The 24,894-nt window shown below is 68.8% G+C and carries 25 protein-coding genes; 18 read left to right on the top strand and 7 right to left on the bottom strand.

Features of this window, described 5'->3' with window-relative positions:
- Positions 1 to 20 precede the first annotated feature (20 nt).
- Both A3CU_RS0108220 and A3CU_RS0108215 read right to left on the bottom strand, forming a co-directional pair.
- Positions 21 to 926: a glycosyltransferase family 2 protein gene (locus A3CU_RS0108220; RefSeq protein ID WP_027941888.1), complete on the bottom strand. Its 906-nt coding sequence runs from the start codon at positions 924 to 926 to the stop codon at positions 21 to 23.
- Entirely contained in the window at positions 923 to 1,792 is an 870-nt protein-coding gene (locus tag A3CU_RS0108215) for a polysaccharide pyruvyl transferase family protein (protein ID WP_027941887.1), read from the bottom strand. The genes A3CU_RS0108220 and A3CU_RS0108215 overlap by 4 nt, the downstream gene beginning before the upstream one ends.
- A gap of 60 nt (positions 1,793 to 1,852) precedes the next feature.
- Here A3CU_RS0108215 and A3CU_RS0108210 point away from each other — a divergent pair, with 60 nt between their 5' ends.
- The 9 genes from A3CU_RS0108210 (at position 1,853) to A3CU_RS0108170 (ending at position 11,897) form a co-directional block, all read left to right on the top strand.
- A complete protein-coding gene (locus A3CU_RS0108210) occupies positions 1,853 to 2,818 on the top strand; it encodes a UDP-glucuronic acid decarboxylase family protein (RefSeq protein ID WP_027941886.1) in 966 nt (321 codons plus the stop codon).
- A gap of 101 nt (positions 2,819 to 2,919) precedes the next feature.
- Complete coding sequence (locus tag A3CU_RS0108205) at positions 2,920 to 4,539, top strand: carbamoyltransferase family protein (protein ID WP_027941885.1); 1,620 nt, start codon at positions 2,920 to 2,922, stop codon at positions 4,537 to 4,539.
- Positions 4,536 to 6,011 (top strand): HAD-IIIA family hydrolase, encoded by a 1,476-nt coding sequence (locus tag A3CU_RS0108200; protein ID WP_027941884.1) that lies wholly within the window; start codon positions 4,536 to 4,538, stop codon positions 6,009 to 6,011. Before A3CU_RS0108205 ends, A3CU_RS0108200 begins: the two co-directional genes overlap by 4 nt.
- Positions 6,008 to 7,018, top strand: a complete 1,011-nt coding sequence (locus A3CU_RS0108195) for a glycosyltransferase family 9 protein (protein ID WP_027941883.1) — start codon at positions 6,008 to 6,010, stop codon at positions 7,016 to 7,018. The genes A3CU_RS0108200 and A3CU_RS0108195 overlap by 4 nt, the downstream gene beginning before the upstream one ends.
- A 30-nt stretch (positions 7,019 to 7,048) precedes the next feature.
- Entirely contained in the window at positions 7,049 to 7,612 is a 564-nt protein-coding gene (locus A3CU_RS0108190) for a D-sedoheptulose-7-phosphate isomerase (RefSeq protein ID WP_027941882.1), read from the top strand.
- Positions 7,609 to 8,991 carry a PfkB family carbohydrate kinase gene (locus A3CU_RS0108185; RefSeq protein WP_027941881.1) on the top strand — a complete coding sequence of 461 codons (1,383 nt, stop codon included), beginning with the start codon at positions 7,609 to 7,611 and terminating at the stop codon, positions 8,989 to 8,991. Before A3CU_RS0108190 ends, A3CU_RS0108185 begins: the two co-directional genes overlap by 4 nt.
- Positions 8,988 to 9,677 (top strand): SDR family oxidoreductase, encoded by a 690-nt coding sequence (locus tag A3CU_RS0108180; protein ID WP_027941880.1) that lies wholly within the window; start codon positions 8,988 to 8,990, stop codon positions 9,675 to 9,677. Before A3CU_RS0108185 ends, A3CU_RS0108180 begins: the two co-directional genes overlap by 4 nt.
- The gene (locus tag A3CU_RS0108175; protein ID WP_027941879.1) at positions 9,668 to 10,618 is read left to right on the top strand and encodes a glycosyltransferase family 9 protein; all 951 of its coding nucleotides are present in this window, start codon (positions 9,668 to 9,670) and stop codon (positions 10,616 to 10,618) included. Before A3CU_RS0108180 ends, A3CU_RS0108175 begins: the two co-directional genes overlap by 10 nt.
- Positions 10,611 to 11,897 (top strand): UDP-glucose dehydrogenase family protein, encoded by a 1,287-nt coding sequence (locus A3CU_RS0108170; RefSeq protein ID WP_027941878.1) that lies wholly within the window; start codon positions 10,611 to 10,613, stop codon positions 11,895 to 11,897. Before A3CU_RS0108175 ends, A3CU_RS0108170 begins: the two co-directional genes overlap by 8 nt.
- 37 nt (positions 11,898 to 11,934) lie before the next feature.
- Here the strand turns inward: A3CU_RS0108170 and A3CU_RS0108165 are convergent, their stop codons facing one another.
- The gene (locus A3CU_RS0108165; RefSeq protein WP_027941877.1) at positions 11,935 to 12,648 is read right to left on the bottom strand and encodes a DUF2267 domain-containing protein; all 714 of its coding nucleotides are present in this window, start codon (positions 12,646 to 12,648) and stop codon (positions 11,935 to 11,937) included.
- 205 nt (positions 12,649 to 12,853) lie between these two features.
- On the opposite strand from A3CU_RS0108165, the gene A3CU_RS0108160 reads away from it, so the two are divergent.
- A complete protein-coding gene (locus tag A3CU_RS0108160) occupies positions 12,854 to 13,270 on the top strand; it encodes a CBS domain-containing protein (RefSeq protein ID WP_027941876.1) in 417 nt (138 codons plus the stop codon).
- 60 nt (positions 13,271 to 13,330) lie between these two features.
- Entirely contained in the window at positions 13,331 to 13,804 is a 474-nt protein-coding gene (locus A3CU_RS43895) for a hypothetical protein (RefSeq protein ID WP_156960280.1), read from the top strand.
- Between the two features lie 6 nt (positions 13,805 to 13,810).
- Here A3CU_RS43895 and A3CU_RS0108150 read toward each other — a convergent pair whose 3' ends face one another.
- A complete protein-coding gene (locus A3CU_RS0108150; RefSeq protein ID WP_027941875.1) occupies positions 13,811 to 14,899 on the bottom strand; it encodes a carboxylate-amine ligase in 1,089 nt (362 codons plus the stop codon).
- A gap of 118 nt (positions 14,900 to 15,017) precedes the next feature.
- Between A3CU_RS0108150 and A3CU_RS0108145 the strand changes: the two genes are divergently transcribed.
- The gene (locus tag A3CU_RS0108145; protein WP_027941874.1) at positions 15,018 to 15,350 is read left to right on the top strand and encodes a hypothetical protein; all 333 of its coding nucleotides are present in this window, start codon (positions 15,018 to 15,020) and stop codon (positions 15,348 to 15,350) included.
- A gap of 33 nt (positions 15,351 to 15,383) precedes the next feature.
- Here A3CU_RS0108145 and A3CU_RS0108140 read toward each other — a convergent pair whose 3' ends face one another.
- Both A3CU_RS0108140 and A3CU_RS0108135 read right to left on the bottom strand, forming a co-directional pair.
- Positions 15,384 to 15,770 (bottom strand): hypothetical protein, encoded by a 387-nt coding sequence (locus tag A3CU_RS0108140; RefSeq protein WP_027941873.1) that lies wholly within the window; start codon positions 15,768 to 15,770, stop codon positions 15,384 to 15,386.
- A 35-nt stretch (positions 15,771 to 15,805) separates the two neighbouring features.
- Positions 15,806 to 16,660 carry an SDR family oxidoreductase gene (locus tag A3CU_RS0108135; protein WP_027941872.1) on the bottom strand — a complete coding sequence of 285 codons (855 nt, stop codon included), beginning with the start codon at positions 16,658 to 16,660 and terminating at the stop codon, positions 15,806 to 15,808.
- Between the two features lie 208 nt (positions 16,661 to 16,868).
- Between A3CU_RS0108135 and A3CU_RS0108130 the strand changes: the two genes are divergently transcribed.
- Positions 16,869 to 17,423 carry a hemerythrin domain-containing protein gene (locus tag A3CU_RS0108130; protein ID WP_027941871.1) on the top strand — a complete coding sequence of 185 codons (555 nt, stop codon included), beginning with the start codon at positions 16,869 to 16,871 and terminating at the stop codon, positions 17,421 to 17,423.
- A gap of 91 nt (positions 17,424 to 17,514) precedes the next feature.
- Here A3CU_RS0108130 and A3CU_RS0108125 read toward each other — a convergent pair whose 3' ends face one another.
- Positions 17,515 to 18,126 carry an FMN-binding negative transcriptional regulator gene (locus A3CU_RS0108125; RefSeq protein WP_027941870.1) on the bottom strand — a complete coding sequence of 204 codons (612 nt, stop codon included), beginning with the start codon at positions 18,124 to 18,126 and terminating at the stop codon, positions 17,515 to 17,517.
- A gap of 97 nt (positions 18,127 to 18,223) precedes the next feature.
- Between A3CU_RS0108125 and A3CU_RS0108120 the strand changes: the two genes are divergently transcribed.
- From A3CU_RS0108120 to A3CU_RS0108095, 5 genes are all read left to right on the top strand, one after another.
- A complete protein-coding gene (locus A3CU_RS0108120; protein WP_043840758.1) occupies positions 18,224 to 19,111 on the top strand; it encodes an SDR family NAD(P)-dependent oxidoreductase in 888 nt (295 codons plus the stop codon).
- Between the two features lie 1,015 nt (positions 19,112 to 20,126).
- Positions 20,127 to 21,692, top strand: coding sequence for a restriction endonuclease (locus A3CU_RS52260; RefSeq protein WP_245616926.1), 1,566 nt, complete (start codon positions 20,127 to 20,129; stop codon positions 21,690 to 21,692).
- A gap of 71 nt (positions 21,693 to 21,763) precedes the next feature.
- On the top strand, positions 21,764 to 22,339 hold the full coding sequence (locus tag A3CU_RS52255) for a MarR family winged helix-turn-helix transcriptional regulator (RefSeq protein ID WP_245616924.1): 576 nt from the start codon (positions 21,764 to 21,766) through the stop codon (positions 22,337 to 22,339).
- Positions 22,340 to 22,504: 165 nt separating this feature from the next.
- Positions 22,505 to 23,872: an MFS transporter gene (locus A3CU_RS0108100; protein WP_027941866.1), complete on the top strand. Its 1,368-nt coding sequence runs from the start codon at positions 22,505 to 22,507 to the stop codon at positions 23,870 to 23,872.
- 32 nt (positions 23,873 to 23,904) lie between these two features.
- Positions 23,905 to 24,864, top strand: a complete 960-nt coding sequence (locus tag A3CU_RS0108095) for an MBL fold metallo-hydrolase (protein WP_027941865.1) — start codon at positions 23,905 to 23,907, stop codon at positions 24,862 to 24,864.
- Positions 24,865 to 24,894 lie beyond the last annotated feature (30 nt).

Raw genomic sequence — 24,894 nt, 5'->3', positions numbered from 1 at the left:
GCGGCTTGACAAAGGGCTACTCATGCCTGTTCCTCCGCGAACCGCGGCTTGACACTGTCACGCGCTTCCTCCGCCCGCTCGAGCCGCCTTGCCTGTTGTTCGACGAACTCCGGTAACCGGCGGCGCTGTCTCAACGCCGACGGGAGACGCGCCAGCAAACCGACGAGCACCGTCCGTGCATCCGCGTCACGCACTGCCCGCACCGCCAACGCCGCCGTTTGGGCGAGACACCGCCGCAAAGGTCGCCGCAACCAGGTGATCAGCAAGTTGTTCCGCCGCTCCGCGCGTGCACGCCACGTCGGAGCCGGGCGGTTCGGTGACGGGTGATGGTGGGCATGGACTTCCCCGGCGTAGCACAGTTTCCAGTCGTGCGCTGCGAGATCGAGCGCGAGTAGTCGCTCCTCCGCGCCGAAGTGGAGAAGCTCACTGAAGCCGCCCGCTTGGACGAACGCCACCTTGCGGACGACCACCGCACAGCCGAGGAACCCGAGCACCGACGGCCCCGGCAGCTCCCGGGCGCGACCCAGCGGGCTGGCCGCCATCGACGCGTTCACCGGATCATCGGTCCCGGGTGGACCGACGAGTGTCCGCGCGGCGAGCAGCCCGACCTCCGGGTAGGCGTCGAGAATCCGCTCGGCTTCGGCCAGTGCGCCCTCTGCCCACCACGAATCGTCGTCGCTGAACGCAACGTATGGGGTAGTCGCCTCCGCTACCCCGACGTTACGCGCGGCCGCCGCCAGGTTCCGTCGTAGCCGGATCAACCGCACACCGGGGAACGATCCGGCCACCGCCGAGGTATGGTCCGCGGAGGCGTTGTCGACCACGACGATCGCCGGGGCCGGCCGGAGCGAGGTCAGCTCACGCAGGGTCCGGGCGAGTTCGCCCGCCCGGTTCCTGGTCGCGATCACGACCGTGGTCCCAGTCACCGTGAAACCTCCGAGAGTAGTTGCTCGGCAAGGGTTCCACCCCCTCGCCCGTCTTTCGCGGCCGCCGTGCCCGCGCGGGAAAGGCACCATGCCCACCACCGGTCGAGAAGGCCCGGTTCACCGGCCCGTCGAGCGGCGACGATCGCGGGCCAGCCGAGCGCACCGGCCTGTGCGGTCACCTTCCCGCCGTCCTCGACCGGATCCACGGCCAGTACCGGCACGCCCGCGCGCAACGCGAGGACCAGCCCATGCAGACGGGTGGTCACGATCGCGTCGAACCTGCCGACCAGCGACAGGAACTGGTCGGGTGTCGCGCATTTCGACCAGTCGTCGCAGGCGAGCCGGGTGTCCACCGGAACCCGCGCGCAGTCGAGCGTGGACAGCCAGTCCGACAGGTGGGCATGGACTTCGTCGTGTCGTCGGCTGGCGCCGTACTCGGGCTGCGCCGGCGCCAGCACGACACCCGCCACCGGCACCGGATGCGCCGCCGCGGTCAGCGAAAGATCCACAGTGGACATTTCGCCGTCGTCCCTGGCGAGTATCCGGTGGAAACCGGTAACGGCGGTGTCGTCGTGGTCGATCACCGAGACCCCGACCGCGATCCGCCGGCATGCGGCGTACCGCTCGTGCAGCCACCGCACCTGCCTGCCGTGCGCGGGTCCGCACGCGAAGACCAGATGGGTGTATTCGCGCGGGTCCGCGTCGTCCAGCGACAGTGCTCCCGGCCGGAAACCCGGGCTCCACGCCGAATCGTGCGCCACCCCGGCTCCGGCCAGCACCTCCGAAACCCGCCGCATACTCAACACATCCCCCGCGGTCGCCTCGCCCTCGCGGAAGCTCGGCCAGCCGGTGACAAGTACCCGCATGGGCCGCAGGTACCCCTGTGCGCGCCGGTTCAACCGCGGCGGCACGGGTAGTCCGCTGGAATGACCCACAGCATTCAGCTCGCACTGGTGGCCGGAGGCGCGGGATTCATAGGTTCGCATCTGTGCGACAGTCTGCTCGCCGCCGGAGCCGAAGTGGACGCACTCGACAATTTCGCCACGTCCTCCCCGGACACCATCGCACACCTGCTCGACAAGCCCGGATTCCGGTTGATACAGCACGACGTCACAATGCCGTTACCGGCCGACCGTTGGTATGACACCGTGTTCCACCTCGCGTCGGCGGCATCGCCGCCGGACTACCTTCGGTTACCGCTACAAACGCTGCAAGCGGGCTCGGTGGGCACGGAGAACCTGCTTCAACTCGCCGCGCGGTGCGGCTCGCGGTTCTTGCTCGGATCGACGAGCGAGGTCTACGGCGATCCCGCCGAACACCCGCAACCGGAAACCTATTGGGGGAACGTGAACCCGGTCGGCCTGCGCAGCGTCTACGACGAGGCGAAACGTTATGCCGAGGCGCTCACCATGGCCTACCGCAGGGAAGAGGAAATGGACACCGGCATCGCGCGGATCTTCAACACCTACGGTCCCCGCATGCGGGCACATGACGGCCGCATGGTGCCGACCTTCGTCCGTCAGGCGCTGGCCGGTGAGCCGCTGACCGTCACCGGCACGGGCGAGCAGACCCGGTCGTTGTGTTATGTGGACGACACCGTGCGTGGTCTGCTCGCGCTCGCCCGGTCCGGTCATCCCGGTCCGGTCAATCTGGGCAACCCGCACGAAATCTCGGTGGCGGAACTCGCGTCGGAGATCACCCGCATCACGGAAAGCTCGTCGCCGGTGGAGCACATCGACGCCGTGGTGGACGATCCGCGACGGCGCTGCCCCGACATCGGCCTCGCGCGGCAGGAGCTGGGCTGGCGCCCCGAAGTGGACCTGGCCGAGGGGCTGCGCCGGACGGTGACCTGGTTCGCGCGGCTACTGCCGGAGCGAGAACCGCTCCCGTGAGTAGCGATTTCCTCCGGCTCGTTTACAACCAATTCCTCCGGGTAGCGCTACAGAAAGACGCGGACCGGACCGTGGTCTGCCCCGACGGAAAGGGTGGGATCGTGCGCATTCTCGGGATCAATGCCGTGTTCCACGATCCCGCCGCCGCGCTCGTCGTGGACGGTGAGATCGTGGCCGCGGCGGAAGAAGAGCGCTTCAGCCGGCGCAAGCACGGCAAGCGGCCGGTGCCGTTCTCCGCGTGGGAAATGCCGGAACAGGCCGCGGCCTGGTGCTTGGAATTCGCGGGTATCCGTCCGGATCAGGTCGACGCCGTGGGCTACTCCTATGATCCGGACCTCGTCGATCACTCACTCGGCGGTCTCGACGACGGCAGCGAGCGGACGCGCACGGACTATGCGCGCCGCGCGCCCGGATTTCTCAAGGCGTGCTTACCGGGGCTGGATCCCTCCTCGGTGCGGTTCGTACGCCATCACGTCGCGCACGGCGCGTCCGCCGCGCTGGCTGCCCCCTTCGACGATCCCGCCGTGCTCGTCGCCGACGGGCGTGGGGAAAGCACGTCGTATCTGGCGGGTGAATACCGCGACGGCAAGTTCGTCGAACTCGCCTCGCAACGGCTGCCGCATTCGCTCGGCCTGCTCTATGAGGAACTCACCGAGCATCTCGGCTTCGCGAGGTCGAGCGACGAATACAAGGTGATGGCGCTGGCTTCCTACGGCGAGCCGCGGTTTCTCTCCGAGTTCGAACGGCTGGTTCCCACCGACGGTGACGGTGGTTTCCGCACCGAGCCCGTTGACTGGACATCGTTCGCACCGCCCGCCACCGGGTCGGATTTCTCCCGCGAACACGCCGATCTGGCCGCGAGTGTACAACGCAGACTCGAAGACGTCCTGCTGGAACTGGCCGCCTGGCTGCATCGCCGGACCGGGAACCGGAAGCTGGCGATGGCCGGCGGGATCGCACTGAACTGCGTGGCGAACACCCGGCTGCACGCCGAGGGGCCGTTCGAGCAGATCTGGGTGCAGCCGGCGGCCGGCGACGCGGGCACCGCTCTCGGCGCAGCGCTGCAGCTCGCGACGGAGTGGGGCGAGCCGGTACAGGCGATGCCGGGCGCGGATCTCGGTCGCGAATGGACCGACGGTGAGCTGGAGACCGTGCTGCGCCGGGCAAAACTCGCCTACTCACGTCCGGACGATCTCGCCGGGACGGTCGCCGCGGCGCTGGCCGACGACCAGATCGTCGCCTGGTTCCAGGGACGGGCCGAGTTCGGTCCGCGCGCGCTGGGACACCGCTCACTGCTGGCCCATCCCGGCCATGCCGGCAATCTCGAACGACTGAACGACGTGAAGGGGCGTGAACACTTCCGTCCCGTCGCCCCGATGGTGCTCGCCGACCGTGCGGGCGAGATCTTCCAGCGTGGTCCGCTGCCCAGTCCCTACATGCTGTTCGTGCACGATGTCGCCCCGGCTTGGCGGGACCGCCTGCCCGCGGTGACCCACGTGGACGGCACCGCGCGAGTGCAGACCGTCGAGGCCGGCGAGAACCCCTTGCTGGCCCGCATGCTGACCGGGTTCGAGGCCAGAACCGGATTGCCGGCCGTGGTGAACACCAGTCTCAACACCGCGGGCAGGCCGATGGTCGATTCCCCGCGTGATGCCCTCGAATGCTTCGGCTCCGCGCCGATCGACCTGCTCGCCATCGGGCCGTTCGTGATCCGGCGATGATCGACTACAGCGTCGTGATCCCGACGACCGGCCGCGAAAGTCTGCGGACGCTGCTCGAAGCGCTCGACGGCGCATCCGGCCCCGCACCGCGGGAGATCGTCGTGGTGGACGACCGGCCGTCACCGCACGAGCTGCCGCTTCCACCGTGCCGGCATCGGATCGAGGTGGTCTTCTCCGGGGGGCGCGGCCCCGCGGCGGCACGCAACAGCGGCTGGCGCAGGGCACGCGGCGACTGGATCGCCTTCCTCGACGACGACGTGGTGGTCGGCCGGGACTGGCCGGACCGGCTCGCCGAAGACCTCGCGGGGCTCGGCCCGGAAACGGCCGCATCGCAGGGCCGGATAGTCGTTCCCCTCCCGGTGGACCGGCGCCCCACGGACGACGAACGTGGTACCGCGGGCCTCGCCACCGCGCGCTGGATCACCGCCGACATGGCCTACCGGCGCTCGGTGCTGTCCGCGGTCGGCGGCTTCGACGAACGGTTTCCGCGTGCTTACCGTGAGGACGCGGATCTCGCGCTTCGAGTCTGCCTGGCCGGCTACGTGATCGCGTCCGGCGCGCGCACCACCACGCACCCGGTGCGCGACTCCGGCCCGTTGGCCAGCCTGCGCGCCCAGCGTGGTAACGCCGACAACGCCTTGATGCGGCGCAAGTACGGCCGGCACTGGCGTGCGCGCATAGGCGAGGGACCGGGCCGGATTCGCCGGCATCTCGCCTGCGCCGCCGCCGGTGGCTTGACCGTCCTTTTCAGACTTTGCCACAACCGTAAGGCCGCCGCGGTCACCGCCACCGTCTGGGCGGCGCTGACCGCGGAGTTCGCCATCGCCCGAATCCGGCGCGGGCCGCGCACGGGTGCCGAGATCGGCCGGATGCTGGTGACCAGTGTGCTGATCCCGCCCGCCGCGTCGTGGCACCGCCTGCGCGGGCAACTCCGGTATCGCCACGCGTCCGGGCCGCCGCTCGCGCTCCTGTTCGACCGGGACGACACCCTGATCGAAGACGTGCCCTATCTCGCCGATCCCGAAAAGGTCCGGCCGATGCCCGGCGCGGAGACGATGCTGCCAAGGCTTCGCGCCGCCGGTGTCCGGCTCGGCATCATCAGCAACCAGTCCGGTGTCGCCAAGGACCTGATCAGCCCGGAGGAGCTGGCCGCGGTCAACTCGCGGGTGGAGGCGCTGCTCGGCCCCTTCGACACCTGGCAGGTGTGCATACACGACAGAGGCGACGGGTGCTCCTGTCGCAAACCCGGTCCGGGCCTCATCCGGCAGGCGGCGCACGCGCTCGGGGTCGCGACTGACCGGTGCGTCATCATCGGTGACACCGAGGCCGACGTGCTCGCGGCCGAGGGTGCCGGCGCACGCGGGATCCTGGTGCCCACCGCGAAAACCCGTCCCGAAGAAGTGCAGCGCGCGCAGTTGGTCGCGCGAGACCTCACCGAGGCCGTCCGGCTCGCGATGGGGGTGACGCGATGAGGAAGGTACTCCTCGCGCGCCTGGACAACGTCGGCGACGTTTTGCTCGCCGGGCCGTGCGTGCGTGCCGTGGCGGCCGGTGGCGACACGGTGACGATGCTGGCGAGCCCGCGCGGGCGCGGCGGCGCCGAACTCTTGCCGGGAGTCGACGACGTGCTGGCCTGGAGCGCACCGTGGATCGATCTGGATCCGGAACCGGTTACCGCGGCCGGTATCGACGAGTTCGTCACGCGGATCCGGGCACTGCGGTTCGATCGCGCGCTCATCCTCACCTCGTTCCACCAGTCGGCGCTGCCGCTGGCGCTTCTGCTGCGGATGGCCGGAATCCCTTGGCTCGGCGCGATTTCCGACGACTACCCCGGCTCGCTGCTCGACCTCCGGCATCGGGTGCACGGCGACGTGCCGGAGAGCGAACGAGCCCTTTCGCTGGCCATAGCCGCGGGCTACCGGCTCCCCGCCGGGGACGACGGTGGGCTGGCCGTACGCCGGCCGCTGCCCGATGTCAGCCGGCTGACCGGCGAGCGCGGTTACGTCGTGGTGCACCCGGCCGCGTCGGTGCCGGCTCGCCAACCCACGGCGGAGCATGCGGCCGCCATGGTCGCCGCCCTCGCCCGGGCCGGTCATCGCGTGGTGGTGACCGGCGCGCCGTCCGAACGGCAGCTCACCGCGCTGGTGGCCGGCGAGCACGCCAGGGACCTCGGAGGGGCGACGACACTGCGTGAACTCGCCGCGGTGCTCGACGGCGCGGCCGCAGTGGTGGCGCCCAACACGGGGCCCGCACATCTCGCGGCCGCCGTCGGAACCCCGGTCGTGTCCTTGTTCGCTCCGGTCGTACCCGCCGCGCGCTGGGCCCCGTATCGCGTGCTGACGGTGCTGCTCGGTGACCAGGGGGCACCGTGCCGCGACACCAGGGCCAGGGAATGCCCGATCGACGGCCATCCGTGCCTCGAATCGATCAGCCCGCTCGACGTGGTCGCCGCGACCGCGGAAGTCACCGGACGACGGTGAGCGGAGCCGCCTGAGGGCAGGAGGTGTTTCGTGATCAGAGAACATTTCGCGGCGTTGAGCGAAGCCGCGACGCGGACGAGTGTCTCCGCGCCCAAGGTCCAGCGGTGGGGCCACCGGCTCGCCGGCATCCTCGACGGCGGCGGCCGGCTCCTGGCCTGCGGCAACGGTGGCAGTGCCGCCGAGGCGCAGCATTTGACCGGTGAGTTGGTCGGCCGGTTCCGCCACGAACGCCGGCCGCTGTCGGCGATCGCGCTGCACGCCGACACGTCCGCGCTGACCGCGATCGGCAACGACTACGACCAGAACGAGCTGTTCGCGCGTCAGGTCCGCGCCCACGGCAGGCGAGGCGACGTCCTCCTGTTGCTGTCCACGAGCGGAACGAGCCCGAATGTCGTCGCCGCGGCCAAGGCCGCACAGGACATCAGCGTCATCACCTGGGCGTTCACCGGGCCCGCACCCAACCCGCTCGCGGCCTTGTGTGATGACGCCATCGCGGTCGAAGCGCCGAGCACGGCGACCGTGCAGGAGGTACATCTGGCGTTGGTACACGCGCTGTGCGCTTCACTCGACGAAGCACTCGGAGTCCCGACATGACTGCCGCGAGTCGGCTGGTGGTGGTCGGCGATGTGCTCCTCGACGTCGACATCGACGGCACGGCGAACCGGTTGTGTCCGGAGGCTCCGGTGCCGGTCGTGGATGTGGTCCGGCAACGGCACCGGCCCGGTGGCGCCGGCCTGGCGGCGTTGCTTGCTTCGCGGTGCACCGCCGCGGTCGATCTCGTGACGGCCCTTGGTGACGACGAGGGCGGGGCGGCGATCGCGAGGATGCTGGCGCCGGCCGTGCGTGTGCTGCGGCTTCCCTTGCAGGGCAACACCATCAGCAAAACCAGGATTCGCGCCGGCGGACAGTCGATGCTCCGCCTCGACGGCGGCAACGGCAAGGCCAAGACCACTCCGCTGGCGCCCGAGGTGATCGCCGCACTGCGTACGGCCGGCGCGATACTGGTCGCGGACTACGGTCGCGGCGTCGCCGCGCACCCGGAGATCCGTGGCCTGCTCACCGAACTCGCGCCGCGAGTGCCCATCGTGTGGGATCCGCATCCCCGTGGGCCCGCGCCGATCCGCGGTGCCCGGCTGGTCACCCCGAACGCGGGCGAGGCAGCGGGGTTCGCGCCGGGTTACACCGAGCCCGCGGAGTTGGCCAAGGTCCTCCGCGACGAATGGTGTACCGACTCGGTCGCGGTCACCACGGGCTCGGCGGGCGCACTGCTCGCCAACGCCAAACGCGTGACGACCGTCGAGGTGCCGGCCGGGCTGCGTTTCGCGGGATACGACACCTGCGGGGCAGGCGACCAGTTCGCCTGCGCCGCCGCGAGCGCACTGCTCGATGGGCGCACAGTCGCCGACGCGGTGGCGGCGGGCGTGGAGGCGGCCGCGAGGTTCGTCGCCGTTGGTGGCGCTTCCGCGCTGTCGGTGCACGAACGCGCCCAGACCGCGCCCGCCACCCCGGAACCGGCCCTCGAACTCGCCGCGCGGGTCCGCGCCTCCGGCGGGCGGCTCGTGGCCACCGGCGGGTGTTTCGACCTGCTGCACCCCGGGCACCTCGCATTGCTGCGGCAGGCGCGTGCACTCGGTGACGCGCTGATCGTGTGCCTCAACTCCGACGATTCGGTCCGGCGACGGAAAGGGAGCAGCCGTCCGATCGTCGCCGAAGCCGACCGGGCGCACCTGCTCGCCGAACTGTCCTGTGTGGACGCGGTGGCCGTCTTCGGCGAAAGCTCGCCCGCCCGGCTGCTCGAGCGGCTGCGTCCCGACGTCTGGGTCAAGGGCGGCGACTACGCCGAATCCGATCTCCCCGAAGCCGAAGTGATCCGCCGCCACGGTGGCGAAATCGTGCTGGTGCCGACCGTGCCCGGGTACTCGACGAGCCGGCTGGTGGCCACCGCGCGCGGCAACTGTGAAGGAGAGCGATGACAGCACTGGGCAACATCCTGATCACCGGTGGGGCCAGCGGCCTCGGCGCCGCCGTGGCCGAAGCCGTTACCGAAGCGGGTGGAAAGCCATACGTGATCGACCGGGTCCGGCCCGAACGGGCGGTGGAGTTCGCCCAGGCGGACCTGTCGGACACCGCGGCGACCGAAACCGCGGTGCGCGATCTCGTCGAACGGGCCGGGGGCCGGCTCGACGGCGTCTTCACCGCCGCGGGCATCGATGCCTGCGGACCGCTCGACGAGGTGCCCGTCCGCGACTGGGAACAGGTCATCAAGGTCAACCTGCTCGGTACCGTCACCGTGGTCCGCGCGGCACTGCCGTACCTGAAGGAAAGCCACGGGACCGTCGTGACCTGCGGCTCCACCTTGGGCATCAAGGCCGTCGGCGACGCGACCGCCTACTGCGCCTCCAAATTCGGCATGGTCGGCTTCACCCGCGCGCTCGCCGCCGAGACCGCGGGCGTCGTCGGCGTCACCTTGCTGATCCCCGGTGGCATGGACACCGCCTTCTTCGACGGCCGCGCCGAACAGTACAAACCACCGCCCGGCGCGAAGCTCAACCGGCCGGAGGACACCGCACGGTCGGTGGTGTTCGCGCTGAGCCAGCCGCCGGGCTGCGAGGTACGGGAACTCGTCGTCTGCTCATCCGAAGAAGGGTCGTGGCCGTGACCGACTCGGTCCTCGTGCTCCGCGCGCTGGGTCTGGGCGATTTGCTCACGGCGGTTCCCGCGCTGCGCGCACTGCGCCGCGCCCGCCCCGACGCCCGGCTCGTCCTCGCGACCCCGGACAGGCTGCGAGACGTCGTGGAGCTCATCGACGCCGTCGACGAGTTGTTGCCGACCTCGGGACTCGGTTCGTTGCACTGGCCCGGCAACCGGCCGGCACTCGCGGTGAACCTGCACGGACGCGGTCCGGAGAGCATCGAAGACCTCCTGGCGCAACGTCCGGGCAACCTGCTCACTCACCGTCATCCGGCGTTTCCGGCCCAGCCCGGCCTCGAGTGGCGGAGCGACGTGCATGAGGTGGACCGGTGGTGCCGGCTCCTCGAATACGGCGGGATCCAGGCGGACCGCGAAGACCTCCGGCTGCCCGAACCGCCCGGGCCGAGCCCGGCGCCGAGCGCGGTGGTGATCCACCCCGGCGCGGCCTCTCCGGCCCGGCGGTGGCCACCGGAGCGGTACGCGGCCGTGGCGCGCGACCTCGCCGCGGCCGGCCATCGGGTGGTGATCACCGGTTCCGTGGCCGAGCAAGCGCTCGCCCGGGAGATCGCGGAGCCGGCCGGGCTGCCCGAATCAGCCGTGCTGGCGGGGCGGGCCGGACTCGCCGAACTGGCGTCGCTGGTCGCCGCGGCCCGGCTCGTCGTCTGCGGGGACACCGGTGTCGGGCATCTCGCGACCGCCTTCGGCACGCCGTCCGTACTGCTTTTCGGGCCGACGCCACCCCGGTTGTGGGGCCCGCCGCACACGGCCACGCAGCACATCGCGCTGTGGGTCGGGGATGTGGGCGACCCGCACGGCAACCGGACCGACTCCGGCCTGCTGATGCTCCAGCCCGCGCGCGTGCTGGCAGCGGCTGCCGGTTTGTTGCGAGAGAAGGTGCCTCATGGGTAACCGCGTCGGAATCGTGGGCGCGGGCTACGTCGGCCTCACCACCGGCGCCTGTCTCGCTCACCTCGGTCACCACGTTACCTGCGTCGACAATGACCGATCCAAAGTAGACTCCTACGCCGAAGGTGAGATCGGCATCGCCGAACCGGGGCTCGGCGACCTGGTGCGGGAGGGGCTCGCCGAGGAGCGGCTCGGATTCACCACCAGACTCGCCGCACTCGACAAGTCGGACGTGGTCGTGCTGTGCCTGCCCACCCCGATGGGCCGGGACGGCACCGCCGATCTCGGCTCCGTCGAGGCCGTGCTGCGGGAACTCGGGAGCGTGATACCACCGGACTGTGTGCTCGTCACCAAGTCCACCGTGCCGGTCGGCACCGCGGCCCGGCTGCCCGCCCTGCTCGGCCGCGACGACGTCCCCGTGGTGAGCAATCCGGAATTCCTTCGCGAAGGCCACACGGTTTCCGACTTCCTCGCCCCCGGCCGCATTCTCATCGGGTCCGCGCCCGAGTTCCGCGACGCCGCGACGCGGGTCGCCGGGCTCTACGCCGGGCTGGACGCGCCGGTGCTCCACACCACCGCGGAGAGCGCCGAGCTGGCGAAGTATGCCAGCAACGCGTTTCTGGCCATCAAACTGTCCTATGTGAACACGCTGGCCGAGTTGTGCGAGCGGGTGGGCGCCGACATCGGCGAGGTCACGCACACGATGGGCCTCGACGACCGCATCGGCACGGCCTTCCTCACGCCGGGGCCCGGCTGGGGTGGCTCCTGCCTGCCCAAGGACACCAGCGAACTGCTCGGGCTCGCGGAGGCCGCCGGGGTCGACCTTCCACTGGTTCGCGACGCGGTACGGGTGAACTCCCGCCAATCCGCGTCGATGGTGCGCAAGATCCGGATCGCCGCGACCGGCACCGCGGACGGTTCCTTGGCCGGCGCCAGGGTCGGACTGCTCGGGCTCACCTTCAAGGCGGGCACCGATGACCTCCGGAACTCCCCCGCGCTCGGCATCGCGGCCGAACTCGCCCATCAGCGCGCGGTGCTGACGGCGCACGATCCGGCCGTGTCGCGCGGCCCGGACTGGTTGACCACCACGGCGGACCCGTACCGCGTCGCCGAAGACGCCGATGTGGTGGTCGTGCTCACCGAATGGCCCCAGTTCCGTGATCTCGACTGGGCCGCGATCGCGGCGACCACGCGGCGACCCGTCGTGGTCGACACCCGGAACCTGCTCAACGACCGGATCCTCGCCGGAACAGGCATACGTCGAATCGGCGTCGGCAGCTGAAGCGGCCGACGCCGAAGACGCGACGTGTCTGTTGCCGTCAGGGGCGACCACCGGACCCGATTTCCGCCACCGCACGGTCGATCCGTTCGGCGAGCTCGAGATCGGGTTCGGTGACCACACCGGGCTGCCCGGTGTTCAACGTGACGGTGACCGTGTCGGCCTCGCGCTCGATGTGTGCGTGATCGTTGAGTTCGCGGGCCTCCCGCTGAACCCGGTTAGTCAGCGGAGTCAGCCGGTCCGGTGGGAGCTGTATCGTGCGCGAGATGCCGGTGTGATCGCCGGTCCAGCCGGTGAGGTGGCGCAACGCCTGGTCGATCTCGGCATCGGACAACTCGGTGGGGACCTCGGCGCGCACGCTGGCCGCCCGTCGCGGTGGTTCCCCGGCCGGGGTCAGCACGTCGAAAATGTCGGAGCTCAACCGGCTGTGCAGGTGGTCGACAAGCTCCGCGTCGCCGGCTCGCAGGGCATTGAGTACCGCCTGGCTGAGGTACCGCGCCCGCTCCGGTGTGGTCTGGAGCCGATGGCCGATCTGGATCAGCAGGCCCGTGCCGTCGCGGATCTCGGGCGGTCCCGGCACCTCTGCGGCGGGCTCCAGCAAGCCGGGCAGGCGTTCGGCGACACGCCGGCGATCCTCCGGTGGCAGGCAGTGCGCCAGGGTGGCCAGCACCGCCTGCACCGCCTCGCGTGCCTCGCCCGTGCTGTCCAGGCCGGCCTGGTCCCGTACCGACTCGACAAGGTCCTGGTATTTCACTGACATCCTCCTTTCACAAGGTGACCGCCCGGCGGGTACCCGGGAGATGAACCCGTATTCCGCCGAGGGCACCCGACGGGCCGGTAGACGGCCGGCGCCGTTTGACGAACTCGAGTGCGGGGTAGGCCATGAAGGGCTCGATTTCTCGGTACCGCAAGAGAAAGACGGCACAGAACGCCCACAAGGCCGAAGGAGGAGAACAGCGATGACCAAGGCCCGCGACATCATGACCAGGAGCCCCGCCTGCATCCGCACGAGCGACACCGTCCTCGACGCCGCCAAGCGGATGGCCCAGGTGAGTGTCGGCGCGATGCCGATCTGCGGTGAGGACAACCGGCTCAAGGGCATGCTCACCGACCGTGACATCGTGGTGAAGGTGCTCGCCGAGGGTAAGGACCCGCGCGCGATCCGGGCCGGCGAACTGGCGCAGGGCGAAGCCGTCACCATCGGCGCCGACGACGACGCGAACGAGATCTTCCGCACCATGGCACGGCACAAGGTCCGGCGTCTCCCCGTCATCGACGGCCACGACCTCGTCGGGATCGTCGCCCAGGCCGACGTCGCCCGCGCGCTGAAGGACCCTCAGGTCGGCGAGCTGGTGGAAGCGATTTCCCAGGACTGATCGGCATTTCGAACCGGGCGCGGCGGGAACGCCGAGGACTACCTGTTTTGGAGACCGCGCATGGCTGAGCACCATTACCGTGGGCCCTCGCACACGAGTGGGCGCGAAGTGCTGCACGCCACCGTGCGCGGGGCCGTGGCGGCGATGAGCATGAGCGGGATGCGCCTGCTGACCACCCGAGTCGGCCTGGTGGGACAGACTCCACCCGAAATGGTCGCCTTCGAGCACGCGCCGAAGATCATCCGCCGGATGTCGCCTGGACAGCGGGATGGGCTCATCGTTCTGATGCATTGGGCGTACGGAGCAGGCGGCGGAACAGTCTTCGGCCTCCTGCCGGACCGCGTGCGGCTGAAGCCGTGGGCAGGCCCGATCTTCGGCGCGGCGCTGTGGCTGCTGTTCGAGGTCGTGCTGGTGCCGGTGCTCGGGCTGCAAGCACGCAGGGGCAAAGCATTGCGGGAGCGGGCCGCCTTGGCCGCCGACCACCTTCTCTACGGCGCGATCCTGTCCGAGTTCCGCCGCCGCCCGAGCCGCTGATCGTATTCAGCGCAAGATCAGAGAGTCGACGACGTCGCCGAGCAGCTTTCGCTTGGCGAAGGCGGCACGCTGCCGTTGCGCGCCATCGCCGGTCTCCCGTAGCTTGGCCAGCGCCTCCAGCACGAAATCCACGTCGCCGGTGGCGCGCAGGGCGGGCCGGATCCGGTCGACCAGTTCGGTGAGCTGGGCATGGACCGGCACGAGACGGCCGGTGACCGGATGCAGGCAGCTCCCGCCGGCTCCGTCGCGGGCCACCCGCCACAGGTTGGCGCGCAACACCTCCTGGGACAGCGAGAGCGGCGGCCTGTCCAGGTCGTCTAGCGCGGTACCGACCAGCCCACGGACCACGATGCCCAGGAGCGCGGCTGCCTCCGCCGTCACGGCCACGTCCGCGACCCTGGTTTCCAGGGTCGGTTGCCGCTCGGACAACCGGATGTCCCAATAGAGCATCCCTCGGTCGAGCATGGCCCCGGCGCGGAGCATGCCATCGACGATGGTTTCGTAGTGATCGAGCGAGACGAAAACCGGTGGCGGGCCGGCGGAGGGCCACCGCGACCACAGGATGTGCCGCCAACTGCTGTAGCGGGTGTCCTGGCCATCGCAGAAAGCCGAGTTCGCGGTCAGCCCGAGCAACGCCGGAAGCCAGGGCCGAACATGGTTGCTGACCACGACCCCGGCCTCCCGGTCCGGCACCGCCACGTGCACATGGCACCCGCACGCGGTGCCGGTTCTGGCAATGGCCCGGAACTGTTCGGCCATCCGGCGGTAGCGCGTCGTCGGCGTGATCTCGGGCGGGGTTTCCTGGGCGAACACTGGTGTCCCGCTCGCCATCACCCGCAGCCCGCTTCTGCCCGCTTCCTTCGCCAGCCGCCCACGCAGCTCTCGCAGCTGGCCCAGGAGTTCGCCGGCGCTCTCGCACACCCCGGTCGCCGACTCGACCTGGCAGCGACCGAGTTCGAGTTGTACCGCGACTTCCGGCTCCTTTGCCGCGTGGACCACGTCGGGTCCGCGCAGTGAAAGACGACCGGCGTCGTCGATCAACAGAAACTCTTCCTCGACGCCGACGGTCAACACGAATCCGGCTACCCGCGGCACGCGAGAACCAACCATTCGGGTGTTCGTTGCACCGGCGCTGTGGATCGAGGATTCAACCGGTCTCACGGTGGGTACACGCTTAGCCCGACCCCCGATAATCGAGAGAGGTTGATGACGAATGCCGCGCGCATGGAGCGACAAACGGGAACGACAGTACGAACATGTCAAGGAATCGGCCGAGCATCGGGGTTACGGCCAGCGCCGGGCAAAGGAGATGGCGGCGAGGACCGTCAACAAGGACCGTGCGCAGGAGGGCGAGTCCAGGCGGGCGAGCAAGACCTCGACGAAGGACATGTCCCCCGAACGACGCGGCGGCAAGCGATCCGGCAAGCGCCAGGGGCCCGGCGGACTCACCCGGGACCAGCTCTACAACGAAGCGAAGCAGCGTGGGATCAAGGGCCGCTCGAGGATGTCCAAACACGACCTGCAGGAGGCGCTGGGCAAGTCCTGAGCCCAGTCCGTCTTAACCACGTGCAGTCGTCGGCTACCGACTGTGCCGGGCTTGAGGTGCTGACCTGGACGTTCGCTGGCGAGGCAGGAGGTAGGCCGTGGTCGTGTCGGCCTCCCCCTGGTCCTCCAGCTCCACGACTCCCTCGGCGTCGCTGCCGACCGGCTTGGCCGCCCCCTCGAAAACCTCGCCGACAAAGCGGACGACGACCGGCAGCGCGCTGTTGGTCAACGCCTTGAACACCGGTACCGCGGCGATGAACATGGCCAGCGGCGGTTCGATGAGTCCCAGCCCCACCGCAACCGCCAGTCCTCCGAAATACCCCACCGACCGGGGCACATCGACCCGTACCCGGCCGGACTCGATCGCCATCACGCTGCCCGGGGCACCGATACGGACCTCGAGCACACTCTCCGACGCCATACGAACACCTCACACACTCGTCGCCCGGCAGAGCCTCAGCCGGGCGTGGTCTCGCCGCCGAGCGGCGCAAGCACCTCGCCGGTGTAGTAACCGGACAACCGGTTCGAAGCGAGGAAGACATACGACGGCGCCACATCGTCCGGGTGCGCCGCCTCCTTGAACGGCACCTGCAGGCCGAAACTCTCCACCTTCTCCGGTGGGAACGTCGATGGGATCAGCGGCGTCCACACCGGGCCAGGCGCGACACAGTTGACCCGGATCCTCCGTCCGGCGAGCGCCTGCGCCATGGCGAACGTCCACGCGTGGATCGCTCCCTTGGTGGCCGAGTAGTCGATCAGCGACTTGTTGCCCCGCAAGCCGTTCACCGAACCGGTGTTGACGATGACGTCGCCATCCTGCAGATACGCCAACGCCGCCTGCGTAACCCGGAAGTAGCTGTGGATGTTGATGTCGAAGGTCCGCATCCACTGCTCCTCGGTCAGGTCCTCGGGCTCGTCGACCGGCCACTGCGTCGCGGCGTTGTTCACCAGGATGTTCAAGCCACCCAGCTGGCGCACGGTTTCCGCCACGACCTGCCGGCAGTGCCGGGCCTCGGCCAGATCACCCGGGAGCAGGACACACTGCCGTCCTTCGGCCCGGACGAGGTCTTCCGTCCGTTTGGCGTCCTCGTGCTCGTTGAGGTAGGCGATCGCGACGTCGGCCCCCTCCTTCGCGAAAGCAATCGCGACTGCCCGGCCGATACCCGAATCCCCGCCGGTGATCAAGGCCCGTTGCCCCGTGAACAGGCCACGCCCCTCGTAGCCGGCCATCGAGTCCCGCGGTGGCGGTTCCATCTTCGCGGTCACGCCGGGCGGTTCCTGCTGCTGTGGTGGCTGGGGACGGTCGGTCATGGGACCTCCTTCGATCGGGCTGGCGTCCAGTCCCGTTTACCCGTCGACGGGCGGCGAAAACGCCGCCACCACCGGGTGGAAACCCGGCGTATGCCGGGTAGCCAGAGGGCGTATCGAGACACGCGCGACCGGCACCGCGTCTCAAGCAACCAGAGGCACTGAGCGCGGGTCAAGCCCGCCGGCGTGTGAGGCAAAGAAAGGAGCCGACATGTCCGAGGACATCGACGTGGTCACTCTCCTCGAGCGCCAGCACGAAGAGATCCGGCAACTGTTCACCGAGGTGGAGGACGCCGGAAACGCTCACCGTGCGCAGGCCTTCGGTGAGCTGGTCAAACTACTTTCGGTGCATGAGACCGCAGAGGAAGAACTCGTACACCCTGAGGTACGCCAGCAGCAGGGCGGTGAGCCGATCGTCGAGGCGCGCATCCGCGAGGAACGCCGCGCGAAGGAGTTACTGTCCAGTTTGGATGAGTTGGGGCCGGACGCGGAAGGATTCGACACCCTGCTCCGCGAGCTGCGCGACGACGTGCTGGCACATGCCGATCACGAGGAACAGGAAGAGTTCCCGTTGCTGCGCCGGACCAGCGACGAAAAGCGGCTACGCGCCATGGCGGACACCGTACGCGCCGCGGAAGCGATCGCGCCCACGCGTCCGCACCCCGGTGTGGAAAGCCCGGGCGAGCACCTGGTGCTCGGCCCACCCACCGCGCTCATGGACCGGGCTCGCGACGCGATTCGCAGCGTGCTACGACAAAAGCACTGACCGGATCTCTCGGGTGTTCGAGGTTGAGGAATTGTCAGAACCTGCCGGTGAAGACTGCCAACCGGACTGGTCGCCTCGTAGCAATTGACCGTCAGGGGCGGTGGTTCTCGACGGCGGTCGCGCCGCTCTCGTCTCCGGACTGCCGGAGTCCGCGGATCACTCCGTCGATATCGGCTGCCGGACGGTTCTGGCTGAGTTTGAACTTGGCTTCGATGCGCTTGATGGTGATTTCGATCCCCACGATGGCCCTGAGCTGGCCACGGAAGAACTTCTCCGGCGCATCGTCGACCGACCACGGTTCCGGCCGACCGGCTTCGTGGTGATCGGTGAGGCGGCGTACGACGTCGGCCACCCAGTCCGGGTCATCGTGCACGGTCATGGTCCCGTAGACGTGCGCGGTGAGATAGTTCCAGGTGGGCACCACCCGGCCGTGCTCCGCCTTCGACGCGTACCACGACGGCGTGATGTAGGAGTCGGGGCCACGCAGGATGACCAACGCATCACCGATCACCGATCGCCGCCAATGATCGTTGTTCCGGGCGAGGTGGCCCAGCAGCCTGCCATGTTCCTGGTCGTAGACGAACGGCAGGATCGTCGCCACCAGGCCGTCAGGGGTCGCCGTGACCAGATCAGCGGCCCCATGATCGGCCAGAAGCTCATGAACCGATTCGTCATCGGGCGCGAAGTGAGCCGGAACGTACACGAGATCATCCTAATCCGTTGCCACGGCTCGATCCACGACACCAGCAACGCCGGCACCGTCTTCCGACCGGCCGCGCGACTCGCACGTAGGAGAAACGATGACCACCAGAAACGAGTCCCCGGTATCCGGGCCACTGACTGGTCGGATCGCCATCGTGACCGGTGCTGCCCGGGGGATCGGCCGGGCAGCAGCGATTGCGCTCAGCCAGGCTGGGGCGGACGTGGCCGGGATTGACATCGCCACCCGAGTGAGTCCGATCCTCGATTTCGAACCCGCCACGGTCGAGGACCTGTCCGAGACCGGCCGGCTCGTGAGGGCCGCGGGCGGCCGGTGGCTGCAGCACGTCGCCGACCAGCGTGAGATCGCCCAGATTCGCGCCATCGCCGAGACGGTTGAGCGGGAATGGGGCGGTGTCGATGTGGTCTTCGCGAACGCCGGGATTCAGGCGTTCAAGCCGCTGCTGGAAATGTCCGATCCCGACTGGTACGACCAGATCGACGTGAACCTGCACGGTACGGCGAATGTTCTGCGCGTCTTCGCGCCGCTACTGGTCCGGCGCGGCGGCGGGCGGATCATCGTCACGTCATCGACGCAGGGCCAGCACGGAACGAAGTTCGGATCGTCGTACTCGGCTTCCAAATGGGGGATCATCGGCCTGATGAAGTCGGCGGCGCTGGAACTCGGCGCCCACAACATCACGGTGAACGCCGTCATCCCCGGTCTGATCGACACCGCCTTGACCCGGCACGAGGGCCGTTACGCGCAAGCCATCATCGAGGCCGGGCAGGTACCCAGTGGCGACGCGAGTGAGGACGAGCGCAGGGCTGTCGAGTTGTTGAAAGCCAAGACACCACTGGGCGTGCCCTGGCTCGAACCGGCGGACGTCGCCCCGCTGATCGTCTTTTTAGCGTCAGACCAAGCCCGAATGATCAGTGGGACCTCGTTCGCCGCGACTGGCGGCGACAGCGCGCACGTCACGGCCTGAAGCGGGCTGCGCTGCTCTGGCAGGCAGCGGGTTCGAGGTGCCCGTGTGGACCTGACGTTGTCCGGTAGGCCGGGTACGGCTGCGGCGCAAGGCCAAACGAAATGAGCGGTCCATCAACGTCAAGGAAGACCAGCGGAAGCTGTCCAGAGCCACCGGTCACGGCCGCTAAAGTAACCGATCTTCATGGCAGGTAGATCTGATCAGACGTCGGGATGCCGAGATGGGCGGTCGCCCGCCCAGGGCCTGTATCGAATTCGGTTGGCGTGCGTTCGGCCGGTTTCGTCGTTCTTGCCGGAATCCCGGAAACGTCACAAACCCAGAACTCACCTCCACCGCCCCAGAACTCAGCCACCCGAACCCAGAACTCGCCCGCCCCAGCCGGGGACACGCCAGCACCTGGCGTGTCCCCGGCTCAGGCACCCGAGTTCCCGGCTCAGGCGCCCGAGTTCCCGGTCCGGCCGGGTGTGTCCCCGGTCCAGGCACCCGAGTTCCGGCTTGGGACCACAGAGATACCGAAGGCAGGATTACCCTGCCAGTGCAACGAACTCGCGTCCTGGACCGGGGACACAGCCTCCTGGAACAAGAACACAGTGGTCTGGAACAGGAACACGGCAGCCTGAAGCGGGAACACACCGCCGTCGCCACACGCTACGAAGCCACCGTCCACCTCTGGGGAAGCCTGTCGGGACCGTTGGTTCGCCGGAACTCGTGCACGACCTCGATCGGGCCGATGTGGCACGTTCCACTCTCGGGCAATCTTGATCGCGGAGTCCTCGAAGCCCACAAAGGACGATCAACAGTACGACGGCACCCAGGAGCCGCCGTTCTGAGTCCACGACACCAAGCCACGAAGGCTGCCGTACGAGAAGGTCGGCCGCGGTCGTCTCAGACTGGCCGTCCATCGAAACGACCGCAGCGCGGTGCTCCGTTCGGGCACAGTTGTCGTGGATCAGACTCAGCGGGTTCAGTTGTTGGCTTACCGTCAGAGAGGAACGCTTGCACGGGAGGGAGTGCCGTGGCGCAGCGAACGGGTCGGTCGTCCGGGAGCGAGTGGAAGCGGCAGCGGCAGCGGATGGCGTCGTGGGAGGCCGCCGAGCGCAAACGTCAGGCCAAGGAGAGGGCGCGCCAGGCCCACCAGGATTACCTCGCCGAGCAGCAGGAACGGGCGAGCGGCCGGACCCGGGAGGCAGCTGAGCGGTTGGCCGAATTGACCGGGATCCTGCACGCCGCGCTCGACGCCCGGGCCGCGCCGCTGGACTTGACGGCCGGTAAAGCCACCCCAGCGCTGCCCGTGCTCGATCTCGGCCGGGACGCGAGCCCCTCCCCCGCGCCCAACTGGGCGGACTACGAACCGCGGGAACCGGGAGCGATCGGCCGGATGCTCGGGCGGAACAAGCGGTTCGACGAGCTGACCGCACGTCAGCGTCAGCGGTTCGACCGGGACCTGGTGCGCCACCAGCAGGCCGAGCAGGCGCGGCAGCAGCGGGTGGCGGCGGCTCAGGCGCAGCACAACGAACTCGTTGCCGCCGCGGTGCGCGCCGCAACGGAGCACAACGCGGCGATCGATCGGCGGCGTGAGCGGGTGCTGGCCGGTGAGCGGATCGCGACCAGCGACTACTTCCAGCAGGTGATCGACTCGGTCCGGCTGCCCGCCGGTTGTCCCACGGCTCGCCGGGCGGGCTATGTCCCCGAATCCACGATGCTCGTCATCGAGTGGGATCTTCCCGGGTTCGACGTGGTGCCCACGGACAAGGAGTTCCGCTACGTCAAGACCCGGGACACGGTCGAGGTGTCACGCGGCAGGTCGATCACCGAGCGGCGGCAGGCTTACCGTGATCTCATCGCCCAGATCGCTCTCGTCGCGTTGTACGTGGTGTTCCGCTCAGACCCTGCTGATCTTGTGCACACGGTCGTGGTGAACGGCGTGGTCGACGGCATCGATTCCGCGACCGGTCAGCCCAACCGCACCTGCCGAATCACGCTACGCGCGACCCGCAAGCACTTCGAGGAGGTGAACCTGCGCAAGGTCAAGCCGGTCGACTGCGCGCAGATCCATTTCGCCGCGCAGATCAGTGGACACCCCGACGACGTCCAACCCGTCACGCCCATTGTCGATTTCGGCATGGCCGACCCGCGCATCGTCGAGTCCGCCGACGTGATCAGCGAGTTGGACCGGCACCCCAACCTGGTCGACCTGACCGCCGAAGAGTTCGAGCATTTCATCCAGAACCTGTTCGCCCGCATGGGTTTCGAAACTTACAAGCTCCCGAACAGCGGTGACGGCGGCGTGGACGTGCTCGCCTATGACCACGACCCGGTGCGCGGCGCCAAGTACGTGATCCAGGCGAAGAAATACACGCACAAGGTCCAGCCCAGCGCGGTCCGGGAACTGCATGGCACGGTCCAGCATGAGGGCGCCAACAAGGGCATCCTGGTCACCACACACGGCTTCACCTCGGGCTGCTACGAATGGTCGAACGGCAAGCCGCTGCAGCTTTACGACGGCACGCACCTGATCGCCCTCTGCAGGCAATACGGCATCGAAGCCCGGATCGTCCTTCCGCTCAAGTCCGCCGAGTAGAACGCGGCCCGGCGTGCCGTCGCCTCGCACTCCGAAGCACGCCCGGGCCGGCGGCGACCTACCATTGGCCGGTGGCCAAGTCCCTCGACCCCCGGTCCGGTGTTGACCCCGACTCGGCGCAATCCGGCGAGCCGAGCGACTCGTTGTCCTTCGCGGAAGTCGCTCTCGACCGGACGAAGGAGCGGCTCCCCGGCACGGACCGCGCCGCCATGGCCATGGTGCTGTTGTTGCATCGCGTGGCGAACAGCATCGTTTACGACCTCGAGTCCACAGTGCACCGGCCCGCCGGCTGGAGCTGGTCGGCCTTCCGCCTGCTGTTCACGCTCTGGGTCGCCGATGGCCTGGAGGCCCGCCGTGCCGCCGAGTTGACCGGGATGAGCCGGGCCGCGGTGTCCAGTCTCGCGAAGACCCTCAGCTCAGCCGGCTTGCTCGCCCGGGCACCCGACGCCCGGGACGGCCGCGGCGTGGTGCTCTCACTTACCCAGGCCGGTACGGATCGGCTGGAGTCGGCCTTTCAGCACCATAACCAGCGGGAATCGAAGTGGTCCGCGCTTCTCACCGAGGATGAGGTCGAGACCCTGAACACCGTGTTGACCAAGATCGCACGTGCCGGACAGTCCACGGACTGGGTCAGTCGCCGCTTCTGAGTCACCGCGCAATGTGACCTATGTCACTGTCATTTGGCGGTAAAACCTTGGGGCTGGTTCTGGTATTCGTGACGTCCGTCGCTTACCGTCTGCCAGATAGTTAAACCTTTTATCATCATCAAGGGTCGCGGATCGAGACCTCCCGACCTCAAGAAGGGACTGCCAATGACGTACAGCCCTGGGGATTCCGCCTATCCCGTGCCGTCGAGCACGGCGACCGAGGGCGGTTCGCCCGCCGGGTCCGCCAAGACCCAGCTGCGCCGGGTCATCGGCGGGAGCGTGGTCGGCACGACCATCGAGTGGTACGACTTCTTCGTTTACGCCTCGGCTGCCGGCCTGGTGTTCAGCAAGCAGTTCTTCCCGTCGCTGGACGGGACGGCCGCGCTGCTGGCCTCGTTCGCCACGCTCGGCGTCAGCTTCGTGGCCCGGCCGATCGGCGGCATCGTCGCCGGGCACGTGGGCGATCGCCTGGGCCGTAAGGCGGTGCTGGTCGCGACCCTGCTGCTGATGGGGATCTCCACGGTGGGCGTCGGCCTGCTGCCTGGGTACGACTCGATCGGTGTCGCGGCGCCGGTGCTGCTCGTCTTCTTGCGCCTGCTGCAGGGTTTCTCGGCCGGTGGCGAGTGGGGCGGAGCCGCGCTGATGTCAGTGGAGCACGCTCCGGCCGGCCGACGTGGGCTGTTCGGTTCGTTCCCGCAGATCGGCGTGCCGCTGGGACTGTTGCTGGCCAATCTGGTCTTCTTCACCATCTCGTCCACCACGAGCAAGGAGCAGTTCCAGTCGTGGGGCTGGCGCATCCCGTTCCTGCTCTCGGTCGTGCTGATCGCGGTCGGGTTCTTCGTACGGGCCAGGGTGTCCGAGAGCCCGGTCTTCGACGAGCTGCGCGATCGCCGCTCCCGTAGCTCCGCTCCGCTGGTTCAGCTGTTCCGCACGAACACCCGCGAACTGCTCGTCGCGATCGGCTTGTTCATCGGCAACAACATGATCGGCTACATCCTGATCGCGTTCATCAACTCCTACGGCACGAAGACGCTCGGCCTGTCGAGCTCGACGATGCTGTTGATCGGCATCGTCGGTGCCGTCGCCTGGGGAGTGTTCACCCTGCTCGCCGGGCAATGGTCGGACTCCTGGGGCCGCCGCCGCACCTATCTGGTCGGCACGATCGCGATGGCCGCGTGGACGTTCCCGTTCTTCCTGCTCTTCGACACCCGCTCGATACCGCTGATGCTGCTGGCGGTGATAGCCCTGGCCTTCGGCCTCGGTCTGACCTACGGTCCGCAAGCGGCCGCGTACGCCGAGCTCTTCCCGACCGCGATCCGCTACAGCGGCGTCTCCTTCGCCTACTCCATCGGCGCGATTCTCGGCGGTGGCTTCGCCCCGCTGCTCGCGACCTGGCTGATCCAGGTCACCGGCACCTCCCTGTCCGTATCCGCCTACATGCTCCTGGTCTGTCTGATCACGCTCATCGCCGTGCTCGCCCTGCGCGAACGTCCCGCCGCCGAGCGGGAAGCGTTCGTACTGGCCACCGACTGAACCGACCGTCGTCTGATCGAAAGGACACCACTATGCCCAAGCCGTTCGCCTCCTCCGCCGACACCGCGGCCAAGCAGCAGACTCTCGAGGTGCTCGCCGACGGGGTTTACGCCCTGACCGCCGAGGGCGACCCGAACATCGGCGCGATCGAGGGTGAAGACTTCCTGGTCTGCTTCGAGGCCCTTGCCACCCCGGTGGCCGCACGCAAGTGGCTCGCGCGGTTGCGCGAGCACACCGACAAGCCCGTGCGCTACCTCGTGCTCAGCCACTACCACGCGGTCCGCGTGCTCGGTGCCAGTGCGTTCGACGCCGAAACGATCGTCGCGCACGAGAACACCCGGGCGCTGGTGGCCGAGCGGGGCCTTCAGGACTGGGAAAGCGAGTTCGCCCGCATGCCACGGCTGGCCGACGGCGCCGACTCGGTGCCCGGACTCACCTGGCCCACGCTGACCTTCGCCGACCGGCTCACCATCGACCTCGACGGCGACCGCGGAGACCTGGTACTGCAATGGCACGGCCGCGGGCACACCGAGGGCGACATCACCGCCTGGCTGCCCCAGCAGAAGATCCTGTTCGCCGGGGACCTGGTGGAGGCCGAGGCGGCGCTCTACACCGGCGACGCCTTCCACCGCGACTGGGCTTCGTCCACTTTGGACAACCTCAAGGCGCTCGGTGCGGATCAGCTCATCGGCGGCCGGGGTGCGGTGAGCAGGGGGCGCGAGGCGGTCGACGCCGCGATCGAGCAGACCCGGAACTTCCTGCAGGTGATGCTCCGTGAGGTCGGCGCGGTGCAGCAACGCGGCGGCACGCTCAAGGAAGCCTTCGAGGCCACGCATGCCGCGCTCGTCGATGACTACGGCCACTGGCCGATCTTCGAGCACTGCCTGCCCTTCGACGTCTCCCGCGTGTGGGACGAGCTGTCCGGTGTGGAGCGGCCGGTCATCTGGACCGCCGAGCGCGACCAGGCGGTCTGGGCCCAGCTCCAGGACTGACCACCGCCCTCGACACCGGCCTCGCAAAGA

This window comes from Amycolatopsis taiwanensis DSM 45107 (assembly GCF_000519205.1).
GTDB lineage: Bacteria > Actinomycetota > Actinomycetes > Mycobacteriales > Pseudonocardiaceae > Amycolatopsis_E > Amycolatopsis_E taiwanensis.
Note: the sequence above shows the minus strand (reverse complement) of the source record. Positions and strands in the feature narration are given on the sequence as shown.

Bases quoted from the DNA above. Each gene is read 5' to 3' on its own strand.
- A3CU_RS0108215 (WP_027941887.1), bottom strand. From the start codon at position 1,792: ATGCGGGTACTTGTCACCGGCTGGCCGAGCTTCCGCGAGGGCGAGGCG.
- A3CU_RS0108210 (WP_027941886.1), top strand. From the start codon at position 1,853: ATGACCCACAGCATTCAGCTCGCACTGGTGGCCGGAGGCGCGGGATTC.
- A3CU_RS0108200 (WP_027941884.1), top strand. From the start codon at position 4,536: ATGATCGACTACAGCGTCGTGATCCCGACGACCGGCCGCGAAAGTCTG.
- A3CU_RS0108195 (WP_027941883.1), top strand. From the start codon at position 6,008: ATGAGGAAGGTACTCCTCGCGCGCCTGGACAACGTCGGCGACGTTTTG.
- A3CU_RS0108185 (WP_027941881.1), top strand. From the start codon at position 7,609: ATGACTGCCGCGAGTCGGCTGGTGGTGGTCGGCGATGTGCTCCTCGAC.
- A3CU_RS0108180 (WP_027941880.1), top strand. From the start codon at position 8,988: ATGACAGCACTGGGCAACATCCTGATCACCGGTGGGGCCAGCGGCCTC.
- A3CU_RS0108170 (WP_027941878.1), top strand. From the start codon at position 10,611: ATGGGTAACCGCGTCGGAATCGTGGGCGCGGGCTACGTCGGCCTCACC.
- A3CU_RS0108160 (WP_027941876.1), top strand. From the start codon at position 12,854: ATGACCAAGGCCCGCGACATCATGACCAGGAGCCCCGCCTGCATCCGC.
- A3CU_RS43895 (WP_156960280.1), top strand. From the start codon at position 13,331: ATGGCTGAGCACCATTACCGTGGGCCCTCGCACACGAGTGGGCGCGAA.
- A3CU_RS0108145 (WP_027941874.1), top strand. From the start codon at position 15,018: ATGCCGCGCGCATGGAGCGACAAACGGGAACGACAGTACGAACATGTC.
- A3CU_RS0108140 (WP_027941873.1), bottom strand. From the start codon at position 15,770: ATGGCGTCGGAGAGTGTGCTCGAGGTCCGTATCGGTGCCCCGGGCAGC.
- A3CU_RS0108135 (WP_027941872.1), bottom strand. From the start codon at position 16,660: ATGACCGACCGTCCCCAGCCACCACAGCAGCAGGAACCGCCCGGCGTG.
- A3CU_RS0108130 (WP_027941871.1), top strand. From the start codon at position 16,869: ATGTCCGAGGACATCGACGTGGTCACTCTCCTCGAGCGCCAGCACGAA.
- A3CU_RS0108120 (WP_043840758.1), top strand. From the start codon at position 18,224: ATGACCACCAGAAACGAGTCCCCGGTATCCGGGCCACTGACTGGTCGG.
- A3CU_RS0108100 (WP_027941866.1), top strand. From the start codon at position 22,505: ATGACGTACAGCCCTGGGGATTCCGCCTATCCCGTGCCGTCGAGCACG.
- A3CU_RS0108095 (WP_027941865.1), top strand. From the start codon at position 23,905: ATGCCCAAGCCGTTCGCCTCCTCCGCCGACACCGCGGCCAAGCAGCAG.